General features: G+C 74.7%; 16 protein-coding genes. 7 read left to right on the forward strand and 9 right to left on the reverse strand.

Features of this window, described 5'->3' with window-relative positions; genetic code table 11:
* The first annotated feature begins 171 nt into the window (after positions 1 to 171).
* The 3 genes from ACFCZN_RS00940 (at position 172) to ACFCZN_RS00950 (ending at position 2112) form a co-directional block, all read left to right on the forward strand.
* Positions 172 to 693: a class F sortase gene (locus ACFCZN_RS00940; RefSeq protein ID WP_430555523.1), complete on the forward strand. Its 522-nt coding sequence runs from the start codon at positions 172 to 174 to the stop codon at positions 691 to 693.
* A gap of 62 nt (positions 694 to 755) precedes the next feature.
* Entirely contained in the window at positions 756 to 1397 is a 642-nt protein-coding gene (locus ACFCZN_RS00945) for an RNA polymerase sigma factor (protein ID WP_430555524.1), read from the forward strand.
* On the forward strand, positions 1381 to 2112 hold the full coding sequence (locus ACFCZN_RS00950) for an anti-sigma factor domain-containing protein (RefSeq protein WP_429762958.1): 732 nt from the start codon (positions 1381 to 1383) through the stop codon (positions 2110 to 2112). Before ACFCZN_RS00945 ends, ACFCZN_RS00950 begins: the two co-directional genes overlap by 17 nt.
* Before the next feature lie 21 nt (positions 2113 to 2133).
* On the opposite strand, the gene ACFCZN_RS00955 is transcribed toward ACFCZN_RS00950, so the two are convergent.
* The 5 genes from ACFCZN_RS00955 to ACFCZN_RS00975 form a co-directional block, all read right to left on the reverse strand.
* Positions 2134 to 2523 (reverse strand): nuclear transport factor 2 family protein, encoded by a 390-nt coding sequence (locus tag ACFCZN_RS00955; protein ID WP_430555525.1) that lies wholly within the window; start codon positions 2521 to 2523, stop codon positions 2134 to 2136.
* Entirely contained in the window at positions 2510 to 2686 is a 177-nt protein-coding gene (locus ACFCZN_RS00960) for a hypothetical protein (RefSeq protein WP_430555526.1), read from the reverse strand. The genes ACFCZN_RS00955 and ACFCZN_RS00960 overlap by 14 nt, the downstream gene beginning before the upstream one ends.
* 58 nt (positions 2687 to 2744) lie before the next feature.
* Positions 2745 to 3785 (reverse strand): S66 family peptidase, encoded by a 1041-nt coding sequence (locus tag ACFCZN_RS00965; protein ID WP_429762956.1) that lies wholly within the window; start codon positions 3783 to 3785, stop codon positions 2745 to 2747.
* Between the two features lie 75 nt (positions 3786 to 3860).
* A complete protein-coding gene (locus tag ACFCZN_RS00970) occupies positions 3861 to 4496 on the reverse strand; it encodes a LuxR C-terminal-related transcriptional regulator (RefSeq protein ID WP_429762955.1) in 636 nt (211 codons plus the stop codon).
* A complete protein-coding gene (locus ACFCZN_RS00975) occupies positions 4493 to 5695 on the reverse strand; it encodes a sensor histidine kinase (RefSeq protein ID WP_430555527.1) in 1203 nt (400 codons plus the stop codon). Before ACFCZN_RS00975 ends, ACFCZN_RS00970 begins: the two co-directional genes overlap by 4 nt.
* A gap of 162 nt (positions 5696 to 5857) precedes the next feature.
* Here ACFCZN_RS00975 and ACFCZN_RS00980 point away from each other — a divergent pair, with 162 nt between their 5' ends.
* Positions 5858 to 6955, forward strand: a complete 1098-nt coding sequence (locus tag ACFCZN_RS00980; RefSeq protein ID WP_430555528.1) for an ABC transporter permease — start codon at positions 5858 to 5860, stop codon at positions 6953 to 6955.
* Between the two features lie 35 nt (positions 6956 to 6990).
* Entirely contained in the window at positions 6991 to 7680 is a 690-nt protein-coding gene (locus ACFCZN_RS00985) for an ABC transporter ATP-binding protein (protein WP_429762951.1), read from the forward strand.
* On the opposite strand, the gene ACFCZN_RS00990 is transcribed toward ACFCZN_RS00985, so the two are convergent.
* From ACFCZN_RS00990 to ACFCZN_RS01005, 4 genes are all read right to left on the reverse strand, one after another.
* The gene (locus ACFCZN_RS00990) at positions 7677 to 8141 is read right to left on the reverse strand and encodes a DUF2255 family protein (RefSeq protein WP_430555529.1); all 465 of its coding nucleotides are present in this window, start codon (positions 8139 to 8141) and stop codon (positions 7677 to 7679) included. The genes ACFCZN_RS00985 and ACFCZN_RS00990 overlap by 4 nt on opposite strands.
* 57 nt (positions 8142 to 8198) lie before the next feature.
* The gene (locus tag ACFCZN_RS00995; protein WP_429762949.1) at positions 8199 to 9467 is read right to left on the reverse strand and encodes an arginine deiminase; all 1269 of its coding nucleotides are present in this window, start codon (positions 9465 to 9467) and stop codon (positions 8199 to 8201) included.
* A 43-nt stretch (positions 9468 to 9510) separates the two neighbouring features.
* Positions 9511 to 10962 carry a basic amino acid/polyamine antiporter gene (locus tag ACFCZN_RS01000; RefSeq protein WP_430555530.1) on the reverse strand — a complete coding sequence of 484 codons (1452 nt, stop codon included), beginning with the start codon at positions 10960 to 10962 and terminating at the stop codon, positions 9511 to 9513.
* Positions 10963 to 11065: 103 nt separating this feature from the next.
* The gene (locus tag ACFCZN_RS01005; RefSeq protein ID WP_430555531.1) at positions 11066 to 11605 is read right to left on the reverse strand and encodes a hypothetical protein; all 540 of its coding nucleotides are present in this window, start codon (positions 11603 to 11605) and stop codon (positions 11066 to 11068) included.
* A gap of 105 nt (positions 11606 to 11710) precedes the next feature.
* Between ACFCZN_RS01005 and ACFCZN_RS01010 the strand changes: the two genes are divergently transcribed.
* Together ACFCZN_RS01010 and ACFCZN_RS01015 are read left to right on the forward strand one after the other, a co-directional pair.
* On the forward strand, positions 11711 to 13012 hold the full coding sequence (locus ACFCZN_RS01010; RefSeq protein ID WP_430555532.1) for an MFS transporter: 1302 nt from the start codon (positions 11711 to 11713) through the stop codon (positions 13010 to 13012).
* Positions 13009 to 15645, forward strand: coding sequence for a glycoside hydrolase family 78 protein (locus ACFCZN_RS01015; RefSeq protein ID WP_430555533.1), 2637 nt, complete (start codon positions 13009 to 13011; stop codon positions 15643 to 15645). Before ACFCZN_RS01010 ends, ACFCZN_RS01015 begins: the two co-directional genes overlap by 4 nt.
* Positions 15646 to 15774 lie beyond the last annotated feature (129 nt).

A 15774-nucleotide genomic window follows, 5' to 3' on the forward strand; every position in this document is an offset into this window, starting at 1 on the left:
TATACACACAAACGATTGGGGAGGGGGGAGGAGCAGCGCGCCCCCCCCCCACCCCCCCCCACGGCGGTCGCGCTCGCGCTCGCCCTGTCCGCCTGTGCCCCGGGCCCCAGCGCGTACCGGCCGGCCGCAACGCCGGACGCACCCCCGCAGGCGGCCGACACGACGGCGGCGGTGCCCGAGGCCCCGCCCACCCCGGCCGTCGCCCTCGCGCCCGTCCGGCCGGCGCGCGACGTCCCCCCGCCGGCCCCGCCGGCGCCGACCCGTGTCGAGGTTCCCGCGCTGGGCATCGACGTCCGCGTCCGCGCCGTCGGCGTGGACGACCGGGGCCGGATGGACCTACCGGGCTCCGCCGACGTCGCCGGCTGGTACCGGTTCGGGGCGGCGCCCGCCAGCGACGGTGGCGCGACGGTCGTCGCCGCGCACGTCGACGACGCCGAGAAGGTGGGCCCCTTCGCCCGCCTCGCGGCCGCCGAACCCGGTGCCACCGCCCGCGTACGCACGGCGGACGGCAGCACCTACACCTACACAGTGGAACGGACCGAGGCCACGGCGAAGACCACGCTCGTCCCGGACGACGTCTTCGACCGGGGGGGTCCACCCCGCCTCGTCCTGGTGACGTGCGGCGGCGCGTGGGACGCCCGCGCCCGGTCGTACACGGAGAACGTCGTGGTGACCGCGGTCCTCCGGGGATGAGGGCGCCTCGCAGCGCTCCCCGACCCGGTGGCCCGCCCACCCCGGCGGCCGTACGATCGGCCGTGCCCCACCGCGGTCGACCGTCTGCCGCGGCCGCTGACCCACTTCGAGGACACGCCCTGAAGCGCGACGACGCCGAGCTCGACGACGCGGGTCTCGACGTGCAGCGCCTGGGGCGACGGTTCGCCGACGGCGACGAGGCCGCGCTCGCGGAGGCCTTCCGGCAGTGGTCGGCGCTGGTGCACACGATCGCGCTCCGGTCGCTGGGCTCGCGCGCCGACGCGGAGGACGTCACGCAGCAGGTCTTCGTCTCGGCGTGGCGCGGACGGCACCGCTACGACCCCGAGCGGTCCAGGCTCCCGGCGTGGCTGGTCGGGATCACCCGGCACGCCGTCGCGGACGCCCACGAGGCCCGTGCCCGGGCGCGGCGGTCCCAGGACGCCGTCCGCCAGGCCGCGCCGGGCGGACCGCCCGCCGAGTCACCGGTCGACGAGGTGGCCGACAGGATCGTCCTCGACGACGAGCTCCGGATGCTCGGCGACCCCGCCGGGACCATCCTGCGCCTCGCGTTCTTCCGGGGCCTGACCCACGTCCAGATCGCCCACGAGCTCGACCTGCCGCTCGGTACCGTCAAGAGTCACGTCCGACGAAGCCTGATCCGGCTGCGCGACCGATTGGAGGTGGACGGTGCCGCACATCGATGACGAGACGCTCGCGCTCTGCGCGCTCGGCGAGGACGTGCTCGACCCGGCGCAGCGCGACCACCTCGCCGGCTGCCCTGCCTGCGCCGCGACGGTGCGGGACCTGGAGCGGGTGTCCGCCCGCATGCGCGCCCCGGGCACCGCGCCCGAGCTGGTCCCCCCGGGCCCGGAGGTCTGGGCGCGCGTCCACGCGGAGCTGGGGCTCAGGGACGTGCCCGCGAGCCAGCCCCCGGACCAGGCCCCCGCCCCGGTGACCGACCAGCTCGCGGCCCGGCGGGCGCGACGCTCCTGGGTGCCCGCTCTCGTCGCGGCGTGCACGGCCCTGGTCCTCGGGCTCGTCGGCGGCGTCCTGTGGGAACGGCGCACCCTCGAGCCGGCGGAGACCACGGTCGCCAGCGCGACGCTCGACCCGCTGCCCGACTGGGCGGGGTCCTCGGGCGAGGCGGTGCTGCGCACCACGGCGGACGGGCGCCGCGAGATCGTCGTCTCGGTCGACGCCCCCGCGCCCGAGGGGACGTACCGGGAGGTGTGGCTGCTCACGCCCGACGTCAGCGGTCTGGTGAGCCTCGGTGTGCTCGAGAGCGGCGAAGGACGGTTCGACGTCCCGGAGGGGCTCGACCTCGCCGCCTACTCCGTGGTGGACGTCTCGGAGGAGCCCCTCGACGGCGACCCCGCGCACTCCAGCGACTCGGTGGTCCGCGGCTCGCTCGCGACCTGAACCTGACGGCGCCCCCGGCCCCTACCGTGACGCCGGCACCACGACGGTATGGACGCAGCGCCACCCGGAGCCGTGCCGCACGAACGTGTCCACGGACCACTCCTCGTCCCGGAACGGCGCCCCGCACCACGCGCCCGCGGAGACCCCGCGGGCCAGCGTGACCGCGACGCCGTCGTGCACGCGCACCGACACCAGCTCCGCCGACATCCGGGTGTGCACCAGCTCCCCCGATGCCACGAGGCCGAGGAAACCGGCACGGTCCTGCACCGCGCCGTCCGTCCCGACGAGGGTCCAGCCCGGGTCGAGGAACCGGTCGATCGCCGGCGCGTCGTTGGCCACGATCGCGGCACCCCAGTCGCGCAGCAGCGCCGCGAACGCCGCCGACGCGCCGGGCTCGTCATCGCCGCCCATCCTGCCCTCCCTCGCGCACCTCGATCCGATCGTCTCCCCGGGGCGACGGGCTCACGAGCGGGCCGGGGACGAGCCAGATCCCGTCGTAGGCGCGCACGTCGAACGGCGCGTCGGTGGGCACCCGCTCGGCCTCGATGCCGAGCTCGTCCGCGAGGCGCGGCACGAGGGCGTCGAGCTCCGGTGGCTGGGGTGGTCGCGGTGGTCGCCGAGCAGCGTGAGGGTCATGGCACGAGCCGCTGGGTGATCACCGACTCCTCGGGCCCGTGCTGCACGCGCGCGAGCGCACCGTTCACCAGCGCGAGGTACGGCGGCACGTGCCCGCACTCGACGTCCGCGAGCAGCGGGATCCCCAGGTCGCCCAGCGCGTCCCGGACGGCGTCGCGCTGGGTGAAGCCGTCCGAGTCCGGCGCGTGCGTGCGGCTCACCAGCACCGCGCGCGCCGCGTCGAACCAGCCCGCGTGCCGCATCGCCCACAGCGCCCGGCCGACCTCGAGCGCCTCCCACTCGAGGATGTCCAGGTACACGACCAGACCCTCCGGCGCGTGCTCCGCCGCGAACCGGGCCACGTCGCCGTACGGCGTGCCCGCGAGCAGCGAGACGGTCTCCAGGCAGCCGCCGATCAGCCGCCCCTGGACGTCGACCGGCGCGCCCGGGTCCTCGCCGTCGAGCCGCAGCCAGGAGCCGGCGGCGTCGAGCGTCCACGTCGACACCTCCGGCTCGTTCTCGTAGTCGTCCCAGCCCGACGAGCGGAACCGGCGCGGCGAGCGCTGCGCCAGCGCCCCGCCGTCCTGCGCCGACGCGGCGACGTCCCACCAGCCGACGATGCCCTCCGGCACGTCGTAGGGGGTGTCCATGAGGTTCTGACCGTGCAGCGTCGCGACGCCGGTGCGCAGCGTCAGCGGCAGCATGAGGGTCGAGACGTCCGAGAACCCGACCAGCCACGTCGGGTCCGCGCCGAGGACGTCCCAGTCGAGGCGTCCCAGCAGGTCCGTCGCCAGCTCCCCGCCCCACGGCGGCACGACGGCGCGCACCGCCGGGTCCGTGAGCATCGCGGTGACCTCGGCCGCGCGCACCTCCGCCGGCGCGCTGACGATCCCCTCGCCCGTGGGCGTCTCGCCGAGCCGCACGTCGTAGCCCTTCGCGCGCACGACGTCGGCGGCGTGCAGCAGCCGCTCCTGGAGGGCGGGGACGACGCCGGCCGACGGCGCGGTGACGCCGATCGTGTCGCCGGGACGGAGGGGGCGCGGGTAGCGGATCGTCATGGCCGGACTCTGCCCGAGCCGGGTGACGCCGGGCAACGGGATTCCGCTGTTGGCAGTCGCTCGCGGCACGCGCCGCTAGAGCATCCCGCGCTCGCGGGCGACGGCGGCGGCCTCGGTGCGCGACTGGGTGCCCAGCTTGGTGTTGATGTGCGCCAGGTGGGACTTCACGGTCGCGACGGAGACGAAGAGCTCGCGCGCGATGGCGTCGTTGGAGCGGCCGGCCGTGACGAGGCGCAGCACCTCGAGCTCGCGGGCACTGAGCGCCTCGCCCGGCGACCGCATGCGGCCGAGGAGCCGTCGCTGCACGTCGGCCCCGAGGGTGACCTCGCCCGCCGCGGCGGAGCGGATGGCGCGGGCCAGCTCCTCCGTGGGCGCGTCCTTGAGCAGGTAGCCGGTGGCCCCCGCCTCCACGGCGGCGAGGATGTCGGCGTCCGTGCCGTAGGTGGTGACGACGAGCACCGGCGTCGCGTGCCGGTGCACCACGGTCCCGGTCGCCTCGGCGCCGCCGAGCCGGGTCCCGCCCGGGCCGGCGTCGCCGAACCGCAGGTCGAGCAGGACGACGTCGGCCCGCCCGCCGTCGTCGAGCCAGGCGAGGAGGTCCTCGGCGGTGCCGGTCTCGTGCACGACGCGCATGTCCGGCTGCCCGTCCACCACGGCCCGCAGCCCGGCGCGCACCACGGGGTGGTCGTCCGCGAGCACGACGTCGATCATGGCACCTCCACCGGCAGCGTGACCGCCAGGGCGGTGCCCGCGCCCGGCGACGTCTCGAGCGCGACGCTGCCACCCAGCTCCTGCGCCCGCGACCGGACGGACGGCAGCCCGAAGCCGCGCCCGGTGGCCCCCGCGGCACGCGCGACGGCCTCCGGGTCGAAGCCGCGACCGTCGTCCACGACGTCGAGGGTGACGGTGTCCCGCTCGTAGGTGAGCGTGAGCCGGGCACGACCTGCACCCGAGTGCTGCGCCACGTTGGCGAGCGCGGACTGGGCGACGCGCAGCAGCGCCGTCTCGACGGGCACGGGCAAGGGCCGGACGTCGCCGGCGGTGCGCACGGACACGTCCAGGGGCTGCCGCGCCGCCACACGGCGCAGCGCGGCGACGAGGGTGGTGCGGTCGAGGTCGGGCGGCGTGAGGTCCTGCACGACGCGGCGCGCCTCGGCGAGGCTGTCGCGGGCGGCGCCGCGGGCCTGGCCGACGAGGTCTCGGGCCCTCGCGTCGTCGGTGCCGACGGCGTCGTCTGCGGCCCGCAGGAGCAGCTCGATCGCGGACAGCGACTGGGCGAGGGTGTCGTGGATGTCGCGCGCCAGGCGGGCCCGCTCCTCGGTGACGGCCCGCTCCCGCTCGGCCTGGGCGAGGTGCTGGCGCACCTGGGTCAGCTCGTCCACGGTCCGCTGCCGCGTCTGCGACTCGCGCACGAACGCCTCGATCCCGAGCACGACGCCCACGGCGACGGCGGCACCCAGCACGGGGCCGAGCACGAACCCGGTCCACGGGTCGTCGGCGTCGGCCTGCACCAGGAGGCCCTCGGCGACGGCGAGCGCCGTCGTGACACCCACGGCGAGGACGCCGCGGTGCGGCCCGAGCACGTGCATCTGCAGGATCATCAGCGGGAAGGCGAGCCAGAGGGCGGCGGGCGAGAGCCACAGCAGCACCACCCACGGGACCACGAGGGCGGCGATCCACGCGGAGTCCGGCCACCAGGCGCCGCGCGGGGTGTCGACGGCCCGGTCGTGCACCCGCACCGCCCGGCGTCCGGTGACGTACACGGCGACGAGCACCGCGGCCACCACGACGGACGGCCACGTCCGCCCGGGCGGGGCCTGCACGACGGCGACCACGGCGAGCGCCGCGAGCAGGACGTCGAGCCCCAGGATCAGGGCGCGCGTCGCCGACGGCTGGGGGCGGTGGATCACCCGATCCACGGTAGCCGCGCGGCGCGCCGGCGCATCGTCCGAAAGGTGGAGCGCGGGGGCCACCCTTCGACGCCGCAGGATCACCCCGGGTCCCGATGATCGCGGGCGGCGTGCCACAGAGGCTGGAGTCAACCCCGTCCCCTCGACCTCGGAGGTCCTCCCGTGTTCGTCGCCCTGCGCGACCTGCGCCACGCTCGTGGCCGCTTCGTCCTCATGTCCGTGGTGATCGTGCTGATCACCTTCCTGGTCACGTTCCTCGCGTCCCTGACGGCGGGCCTGGCCCGCGAGTCGACGTCGGCGGTCACCGACCTGCCCGCCGACCACCTCGCGTTCTCGATGCCCACCGCCGGCGACTCGCCCGAGTTCACGGCGTCCCGCGTGACGAGCGACCAGTGGGAGGGCTGGGCCGACGTGCCCGGCGTGGAGTCGGCCGAGCCGCTGGGCCTCGCGACGACGCGCGCCGGCTCGGACAGCACGACGGCGTCCGTCACCGCGCTGGGCGTGTCGGACGGCTCGGGCCTCGTGCCGGGCGGGGTCGACGTCGACCCCGGCACGGTGGTGCTCACGCCCGGAGCGGCGGACGCGCTCGGCGCGAGCACCGGCGACACGGTCACGCTCGGCGGCGCCGAGCTCACGGTCGCCGCGACGGTCGACGCCGACGAGTCGTTCTCGCACACGCCGGTCGTGTGGACCACGCTCGACGACTGGCAGGCGGTCGGCGCGCGCGGCGCGACCGGCGACGACGACGTCGCGACCGTCGTCGCACTCACCACGGCCGACGACGGAGTCGCCGACGCCGACCTGGCCGGCGCGGACGCCACGCTCGGCACGACGACGGTCACGACGTCGGACGCACGCTCGGCGGTGGCGTCGTTCGCCGGCGAGAACACGTCGCTGTCGACGATGCAGGCTTTCCTGCTGGTCATCTCCGCGCTGGTGGTGGGCGCGTTCTTCACCGTCTGGACGATCGGCCGCTCGGGCGACGTCGCGGTGCTCAAGGCGCTCGGGGCCTCGACCCGCTACCTGCTGCGCGACGCGCTCGGGCAGGCGGCGGTGCTGCTGGTCGGCGGCGTGGCGGTGGGCACCGGACTCACGGTCGCGGGGGCGTCGCTGCTGCCGGACGTCGTCCCGGTGGTCGTGACGGCCGCGACGACGCTGGTGCCGGCCGCCGCCCTGGTGCTGCTCGGCCTGGCGGGCGCCGCCGTCTCGATCGCCCGCATCACCCGCATCGACCCGCACGCCGCGCTCGCGGCGCGCTGACATCGCTCGCACAGACAGCTCACAGGAGGATCCCGATGGACCTGCACCTCGACCGCATCACCCTCGTCTACCCCGACGGCGACGGCACGCTCACCGCCGTGGACGACGTCGACCTCGCCGTCCCGGCCGGCACGACGACAGCCCTGCTCGGCCCGTCCGGGGCGGGCAAGTCCAGCCTGCTGGCCGTGGCCGCCGGGCTGACGAACCCCACCCGCGGCGCGGTCCGCATCGGCGACGACGTCGTCTTCACGCCCACCACGAGCGTCGCGGACGCGACCCGGGCACGCCTGGACCGCATCGGCATGGTGTTCCAGTCGCCGCAGCTGCTGGGCTCGCTCACCGCGCTGGAGCAGCTGGAGCTGCATGCGCACCTGCGGGGCCGCCGCCCGTCGAGCGTGCGGGCGCGGGCCCTGGAGCTGCTCGACGCCGTCGGCGTGGCCGACCACGCGGGCAAGCGGCCCGCTCAGCTGTCCGGCGGTCAGCGGCAGCGCGTCGCGATCGCGCGCGCCCTCGTCGGCCGACCCGAGGTGCTGCTCGTCGACGAGCCGACGTCGGCGCTCGACCACGAACGCGGCACCCGGGTGGTGGAGCTCATCACCGGCCTCGCCCGTGAGACCGGTGCGGCGACGCTGCTGGTGTCGCACGACGCGTCGACCCTCGCCACCGTCGACACCACGGTCCGGATGCTCGACGCCCGCCTCGAACGCGTCGCCGAGCCCGCCTAGCAGCTCGGGCAGGGCTCCGGCGCACGCCGCGCGCGCCGGGCGAGGCGTCCGGCGTCGACGGCCTGGGCGATCCGCTCGCCCCAGGTCGCGCGCCGGAGCCGGACGCGGAACGTGCTGGCGGCGGCGACGTCGGACGTGACCGCGCCGACCTTCTCCGGCGCGCACCGGCCGTACTTCGCCAGGTAGGCGTCGTCGAGCAACCCGTGCAGCTCCGGGGCCACCTCGGCGAGCACCACGGGCTGCCGGGTGCCGTCGACCTGGAGGTGAGCACGACCGGCGGTGCCCAGGGCAGCGCCCGGCGCGGCACGCACGTACAGGTCGTGACCCAGCTGCACCACCCAGCCGCGCCACGGCCGGCCGGGTTCGCGCGCGAGGACCACCTGCACGGCGGTCGCGGCCTCCAGGGCCTCGAGGACGTCGAGCTCGTGGAGGAAGGCGGCGGCGCGCGTCAGGAGGGTCACGACGGGTCGAACAGTGACCTGGGCCACGCGTATTCCGCACGGGCGCAGGTCAGTCGGTCACCAATCGATCGGGTCGCGCGAGATGGGGCAGGTCATGCAGTGCCCGCCGCCGCGCCCACGGCCCAGCTCGGCCCCGACGATGGTGATCACCTCGACGCCCGCACGGCGCAGCGCCGCGTTGGTCAGGGTGTTGCGGTCGTAGGTGAAGACGACGCCGGGCTCGAGGGCGACGGCGTTGTTCCCGGAGTCCCACTGCTGGCGCTCGGAGGCGTACACGTCGCCCGCCGTCTCCACGACGCGCAGCTTCGGCAGCCCGAGCGACCGGGCGACGACGTCGACGAACGGGGTGTCGCCCTCGTCGGTGACCTCCACGCCGGGTTCCGCGTCCGACGGCCGGAGCGTGAAGGCGTGGATGCCGTCGACGATCGTCGGGTGGACGGTGACGAGGTCGCGGTCGGCGAACGTGAACACGGTGTCCAGGTGCATCGCCGCGCGCAGCCGCGGCATCCCCGCGACGACGACCTGCTCGACGTCGCCGCCCTCGAACAGCGCCTTGGCGAACTGGGTGATGCCCTGCCGCGACGTCCGCTCGCTCATGCCCACGAGCACCGTGCCGTTGCCGACGGGCATGACGTCGCCGCCCTCGATCGTGGCCTGCGCCCACTCCTGCTCCGGGTCGCCCCACCACACCCGCGAGCCGACGTACTCGGGGTGGAAGGAGTAGACCGCCTTCATCAGCAGCGTCTCCTCCTTGCGCGCCGGCCAGTACAGCGGGTTGAGCGTGAGCCCGCCGTAGATCCAGCAGGTCGTGTCGCGCGTGTACAGGGTGTTGGGCAGCGGCGGCAGCAGGTACTCGGGGGTGCCGGTGGACTCGCGGGCCAGGTTCACGTAGTCGCTGCGGAAGTCGGCGGGCAGGTCGTGCGTCGACAGCCCGCCGATGAGGAAGCGCGACAGCTCCCGTTCGGTGAGCGACTCGAGGTACGCCCGCGTGCCCTCCACCAGGCCGAGGCCCACCTGGTTCGGCACCACCTTGCGGTCCAGCAGCCAGTCCCGCGCCTGCGGGATCGCCATCGTCTGCGCCAGCAGGTCGTGCAGCTCGACCACCTCGACGCCCCGGTTGGTGAGCTTGTTGACGAAGTCCAGGTGGTCGCGCTGCGCGGACTCCACCCACATGACGTCGTCGAACAGCAGGTCGTCGGAGTTCGTGGGGGTGAGCCGCTCGTGGGCGAGCCCGGGCGAGCAGACCAGCACCTTGCGCAGCCGGCCGACCTCCGAGTGGACGCCGTGGGCCGGGGCGGCGGGCTGCGCGGACGGTGCGGTGGTCATGGGGAGAACCTTTCGGTCGGACGGACGGTGAGGTCGGGGACGGTCAGATCGAGATCCAGCCGGCGGCGAGGCCGACCACCGCGAGGACGGCGATCGCGACCACGACGACGAACAGCACCAGCTCGGCGGGGGCGAACACCTTGCGCCCCTGCTCGCGCCGCGTCATGACGAACAGGATCGTCGCGGGCGCGTAGAAGAGGAACGAGACCAGCACGAGGCTCAGGCCCGCGGCGAAGACGAGGAAGGCCGTGTAGACCGTCGCCAGGACCGTGACCACCAGGTCCCCGCGCAGGGTCGACGGCGGCGCGCCGTCGTAGGTCTCGCGCGTGGCGCGCAGCTTCACCGCGTAGAGCGCGGCGAGCAGGAACGGGATGAGCGTCATGACCGCGGTCATGTCGAGCGCGAAGTCGAACGCGTCCTCGGAGAAGTACGTGAGGATCAGCACGACCTGCGACAGCGACGTGCTCAGCAGCAGCGCGTTGACGGGCACGTCGCGGTCGGTCGACCGGGTGAGGAAGCGCGGCATGTCGCGGTCCTTGGCGGCGACGAACAGCACCTCCGCCGCCATGAGCGTCCACGCCAGGTACGCCCCGAGCACGGAGATGATGAGGCCGACGCCGACGAAGACGCTGCCCCACTCGCCGACCGCCGCCTCGAGCACCCCCGCCATTGACGGCTGCCGCAGCTCCGCGATCTCGGCCATCGGCATGATGCCGTACGACACGATCGTCACCGACGCGAAGATGGCGAACACGCTCACGAAGCCGAGGATCGTGGCCCGGCCGACGTCCTCGCGCCGGCGTGCGTGCCGGGAGTAGACGCTCGCGCCCTCGACGCCGAGGAACACGAAGACCGTCACCAGCATGGTGCCGCGCACCTGGTCGAACAGGGAGCCCGCGTAGTCGGCGCCGCCCCAGTTCTCCGCGAACGCGCTGGGGTCGAAGACGAACAGCGCCAGCAGGACGAAGACGATGATGGGGATGACCTTGGCGACGGTGACGATCCGGTTGATCGCCGTCGCCTCCTTGATGCCGCGCCGTACCAGCAGGAAGAACAGCCACAGGCCGACGGTGGACAGCGCGAGCGCGAGCACCGTGTCCCCGGCGCCGAGGGCGGGGATCCACTGGCCCAGCGTCGACATGATGAGCACCCAGTAGGTGACGTTCCCGACGCACGCGCTGGCCCAGTAGCCGGCGGCCGCGAAGAAGCCCGTGTACTCGCCGAAGCCCGCCTTCGCGTACGCGTAGACGCCGGCGTCGAGGTCGGGCTTGCGCATCGCGAGCCGCTGGAACACGAACGCGAGCATCAGCATGCCCGCGCCCGCGACGACCCACGCGATGAGGGCGCCCATGACGCCCGTCTCCTGCGCGAACCGGCGCGGCAGCGAGAACACCCCGGCCCCCACCATCGACCCGACGACCATCGCGGTGAGGGTCAGGAGCGACACCTTCGTGGTCGCACTGCCCGTCGACGTCGCGGTGTCCTGAGGCGCCATGACTCGTGTCCTCCTGAGGTCGGGCCTACCGGGTGCTGCGGCCGATCGTTCCACCGTCGCGCCTGGTCCGCGCGTCGGCCGGGCGCGCGGCGCCACGGCTCGCTCAGCCGTGCGCGAGCACCTCGAGGCCCACGACCACGACCCCGAGCACCACCTCGGCGAGCAGGAGGAGCCACTTCTGCCACGTGGGGATCGCCGCGCGCCGCACGGCCACGTACCCGACGAGGCCGAGGCTCGCGACGAGCGCATAGGTCGAGGCGGTGAGCGCGCCCGCCGTCGTCCACGCCCCGCTCGCGGCCGCCCCCAGGAACACGAGGGGCAGCACGACGACGCCGCCGGCACTCGAGACCACGCCCACCATGTGGCGGCTCTCGGCGCGCGTCGGGAGGTGGTTGTGCACGACGACGTACGACACGAGGTCGGCGAGGAAGACGGCGAGGAGCGTGCCGCCGACGGTGATGACCAGCGTGGTCGCGGCCCGACCGGGCACGAGGCCCTCGACGTGGCCCCGGAGCGCCAGCACCACGGCCAGCGCCGCGAACGTGACGTACACGCGCTCCTTGAGCCGGTCGGCGCGCTGGTCCGGCGTGAGCTGGTCGCGACGACGCCGGCGGCGCTCGCGGCTGTCGGACCTTCGGCTCATGCGTGCACCGTAGGCACGTGGTCGGCTGTTGACATGCGGGCGAGGTCCCGGCATCCTCGTGAAACGACTCAATTTGAAGCGCTTCAAAGTAGAAGTGGGAGAACGATGACGACCTCGACGGCACCGGGAAAGATCCCGGGCAGGACCTGGTACCGCACCACGGTGGCAGGCATGGCGTCGTACCTCGACGCCGGCGCGATCATCACGACGGGCACGGCGCTGGTGCTGTACAAGGAGCCCCTGGGCATCAGCGACGCGCAGTTCGGCCAGTACTCGGCCCTGCTGACGTTCATGATCGCGGCGGGCGCGCTCGTGGGCGGCCGGCTGGCCGACCTGTTCGGCCGCAAACGGGTCTTCCTCACCACGATGGCGGTGTACGTCGCGGGCGCCGCGGTCCTCGTGGCCGCGCCCGGCACCGGGGCGCTCTACGCCGGCGTCGTGCTGCTCGGCCTCGCCGTCGGCGCGGACCTTCCCGCGTCGCTCGCGATGATCGCCGAGGAGGCGCCGCCCGAGCACCGCGGCAAGCTCATCTCGTTCTCCCACATCCTGTGGCTCGTCGGCATCATCGCCGCGCAGCTGTTCGGCATCGTCGTCGGCGGCATGGGCATGACCGGCGGTCGGATCATGTACGGGCAGCTGCTGGTGCTCGCCCTCGTCGTGCTGGTGCTGCGGGCCGGGATGCCGGAGTCGTCGCGCTGGCAGGCGGCGCACGCGGGCACCGCGGGCGCCGGTGCCGAGGCCGTCGACCTCGGCACTCTCAAGCGGCTGCTGCGCGGCCCGTACCTCATGCCGATGGTCGCCGTCGCGCTCTTCTACGCCCTGGTCAACGTGGGCGCGAACACCGGCGGCCAGTTCTCCACGCTCATGTACACGGAGATGGCGGGCTCCACCGTGCGGTTCGCCTCCACGGTCGGGTTCGTCACCTTCGCCATCGCGTTCGCGGCGACCTACGGCCTGATGCGGATCGTGGACGGCGCGCACCGCATGCGCTGGTTCGCCGTCATGGCGGTCTTCTACACGCTGGGCTACCTGGTCCCGGTGGTCTTCGGCGTCGAGGTCTGGACGCTGGTGACCATGGGCGTCGTCGGCTCCATCGCGGGGGCCGTCGCGGGCGAGCCGATGTTCAAGGTGTGGGCGCAGGAGCTCATCCCCACCACCTACCGCAGCACCGCGCAGGGCGTGATGATCGCGTTCACCCGCGTGGTCGCCGCCGTCGTCGCCCTGTGGACGCCCACCCTGCTCGCGGCCAGCCCGAACGTGCTGTTCGTGTTCGTGGCGGCGTGCATCGCCGTGGGTGGCGTGATCGGGTGCTTCTGGATCACCCGGTACCCGCGCGTCGCGGACGACGAGCCCGCCGCGCCGGCGCCGTCCACCACCGCCGTCCGCACCGACGAAGGAGCCCGATGACCGTCCCCGCCCCCGCACTGCGCGTCGAGCACCACGCACAGCCCGCCCTCGGCGCCGGCGAGGACCGGCCGCGGCTGTCCTGGCACCTCGACGCCGCGCACCCGGCCTACCGGCAGGGGGCGTACGAGGTCGCCTGGCGCACGACGGCGCCCGACGGCACCGTCCTCGAGGACGCGGCCGCCGTCGTCGACGGCGACGCGCAGGTCCTCGTGCCATGGCCGGGCGCGCCCCTCGCCCCGCGTGCGCGCGCCGAGGTGCGCGTGCGCACCCGGGACGGCGGCGCGGACGGGACCGCGGACGACGGCGGCTGGGGCCCGTGGAGCGAGCCCGCCGTCGTCGAGCGCGGGCTGACCGCGGCCGACTGGACGGCCGACCTGGTCGGCCCCGGGTACGACGAGGGACCGGTCGAGACGCGCCGCGCCCCGCTGCTGCGCCGCGGGTTCGACGTCCCCGGGAACGCGGTGCGGTCCGCGCGCCTGCACCTCACCGCGCACGGCCTGGTCGAGGCGGAGCTCAACGGGCGGCGCGTCGGCGCCGACGTGCTCGTGCCCGGCTGGACCCCCTACGACGACCGCCTGCGCGTGTACGCCTACGACGTCACCGACCTGGTGCGCCCGGGCGCGAACGCGCTCGGCACCTGGCTCGCCGACGGCTGGTTCCGCGGCCGGTACGGCTTCGAGGGCGGTCACCGCAACCTGTACGGCGACCACGTGGGCGTGCTCGCCCAGCTCGAGGTGGTCACCGACGCCGGGACCGTGGTGGTGGGCGGCGACGCCGCGTGGCGCAGCGCCCCCGGCCCGCTCACCCGCGCCTCGTTGTACGACGGCGAGACGTTCGACGCGCGCCTGCTCCCCGCGGGCTGGTCGGAGCCCGGCTTCGACGACGCCGCCTGGTCGCCCGTCGTCGTGCACCCCCTGGACCGGTCCGTGCTCGCGGCCTCCGACGGCCCGCCGGTGCGCTGCACGGGCGAGCTCGCGCCCGTGAGCGTGACGCGCGCGCCGGGCCCGGACGGCGAGGGCGGCTGGCTCGTCGACTTCGGGCAGAACCACTCCGGCCGCCCGCGCCTCGTCGTGCCCGCGGCCCCCGCCGGGACCGTGGTGCGCGTGCGGCACGCCGAGGTGCTCCAGGACGGCACCCTGTACACGCGCACGCTGCGCGAGGCGGCCGCCACCGACGAGGTCGTGACGGACGGCACGGGGATCACCTGGGAGCCGCGGTTCACCGTGCACGGGTACCGGTACGCACACGTCACCGGCTGGCCCGGCGCGGACGCCCCGGCGATCGTCTCCCGCGTGCTGCACAGCGACATGGCCCGCACGGGCTGGTTCGCCAGCAGCGACCCGGCGCTCGACCGGCTGCACGAGAACGTCGTCTGGAGCCTTCGCTCCAACTTCGTCGACGTCCCCACCGACTGCCCGCAGCGCGACGAGCGCCTCGGCTGGACCGGCGACATCCAGGCGTTCGGGCCCACCGCCGCGTTCCTCTACGACGTGCACGGGATGCTCGCCGACTGGCTGCGGTCGCTGTCCGCGGAGCAGCGGCGGTTCGACGGCACCGTGCCCGTGTACGTGCCGTGGATCCCCGGCGGCACGTACTGGCAGCCGACGCAGGACATCGCCGGGTGGGGCGACGCCGCGACCCTCGTGCCCGAGGCGCTGCACCGCGACTCCGCCGACGTCGGCCTGCTCGAGCGGCAGTACGCGAGCGCCGTCACCTGGGTCGACAAGGTGGCCGGCCTCGCCGGGCCCGACCGGCTGTGGGACACCGGGATGCAGCTCGGCGACTGGCTCGACCCGACGGCCCCGCCCGAGGACCCGCTGCGCGCGCAGACCGACCCGCACCTCGTGGCCACGGCCTACCTCGCCCGCTCGGCGCGGGCCGTCGCGGACATGGCCCGGACGCTCGGCCGCGACGACGATGACGCCCGCTACGGGGAGCTCGCCGACGAGGTCGCCGCCGCGTACCGCAAGCGCTACGTCGACAGCGGCGACGCGATGCACGACACCCAGACCGCGCACGCGCTGTCGATCGTCTTCGACCTCCTCGACGGCGACGACGCGCGCCGCCGCGCGGGCGAGCGGCTCGCGGCGCTGGTGGGCGACGGCGGGAACACCGTGGGCACCGGGTTCGCCGGCACGCCGCTGGTCGCCGACGCCCTGAGCAGCACCGGGCAGCTCGACGCCGCGTACGCGCTGCTGCTCAGCCACGCGTCGCCGTCGTGGCTGGCGATGGTGGACCTGGGCGCCACGACCGTCTGGGAGCGCTGGGACAGCATGCTCACGGACGGCACGGTGAACCCCGGCGAGATGACGTCGTTCAACCACTACGCGCTGGGCTCGGTGGCCGACTGGCTGCACCGGGTGGTCGCCGGCCTCGCGCCGCTCGACCCGGGGTACCGCACCTTCCGCGTCGCCCCGCGCCCCGGCGGCGGGCTGACCCACGCCTCGGCCCGGCACGTCACGCCGTACGGCACCGCCGAGGTCGCGTGGCGGATCGAGGACCGTGCGGACGGAACGGAGCTGGTGGTGCGGTGCGTGGTGCCGGTCGGCACCACCGCCGAGCTGGACGTGCCGGGCGCCGCGCCCGCCGTCGTCGGACACGGGGAGCACGAGGTGCGCGTGCGGCGCGGCTGATCAGGCCCGGGCGCGGGGGTGGCGCGCCCCGCCCCCCCCCCCTCCCCCCCCCCCCCACCCAAAAAAAACAAAAACCCAAACAAAAACCTTTTCCCCCCCCCCCCCTCCCCCTGGGGAGGTGTCTAAACA

It is taken from the genome of Isoptericola sp. NPDC056134 (genome assembly GCF_042264825.1).
In the GTDB taxonomy this organism is placed as follows: domain Bacteria; phylum Actinomycetota; class Actinomycetes; order Actinomycetales; family Cellulomonadaceae; genus Isoptericola; species Isoptericola nanjingensis.

Coding starts and splice junctions, on each gene's coding strand:
- ACFCZN_RS00955 (WP_430555525.1), bottom strand. CDS start 2,523: ATGGGCGGCGATGACGAGCCCGGCGCGTCGGCGGCGTTCGCGGCGCTG.
- ACFCZN_RS00965 (WP_429762956.1), bottom strand. CDS start 3,785: ATGACGATCCGCTACCCGCGCCCCCTCCGTCCCGGCGACACGATCGGC.
- ACFCZN_RS00970 (WP_429762955.1), bottom strand. CDS start 4,496: ATGATCGACGTCGTGCTCGCGGACGACCACCCCGTGGTGCGCGCCGGG.
- ACFCZN_RS00985 (WP_429762951.1), top strand. CDS start 6,991: ATGGACCTGCACCTCGACCGCATCACCCTCGTCTACCCCGACGGCGAC.
- ACFCZN_RS00995 (WP_429762949.1), bottom strand. CDS start 9,467: ATGACCACCGCACCGTCCGCGCAGCCCGCCGCCCCGGCCCACGGCGTC.
- ACFCZN_RS01000 (WP_430555530.1), bottom strand. CDS start 10,962: ATGGCGCCTCAGGACACCGCGACGTCGACGGGCAGTGCGACCACGAAG.
- ACFCZN_RS01005 (WP_430555531.1), bottom strand. CDS start 11,605: ATGAGCCGAAGGTCCGACAGCCGCGAGCGCCGCCGGCGTCGTCGCGAC.
- ACFCZN_RS01010 (WP_430555532.1), top strand. CDS start 11,711: ATGACGACCTCGACGGCACCGGGAAAGATCCCGGGCAGGACCTGGTAC.
- ACFCZN_RS01015 (WP_430555533.1), top strand. CDS start 13,009: ATGACCGTCCCCGCCCCCGCACTGCGCGTCGAGCACCACGCACAGCCC.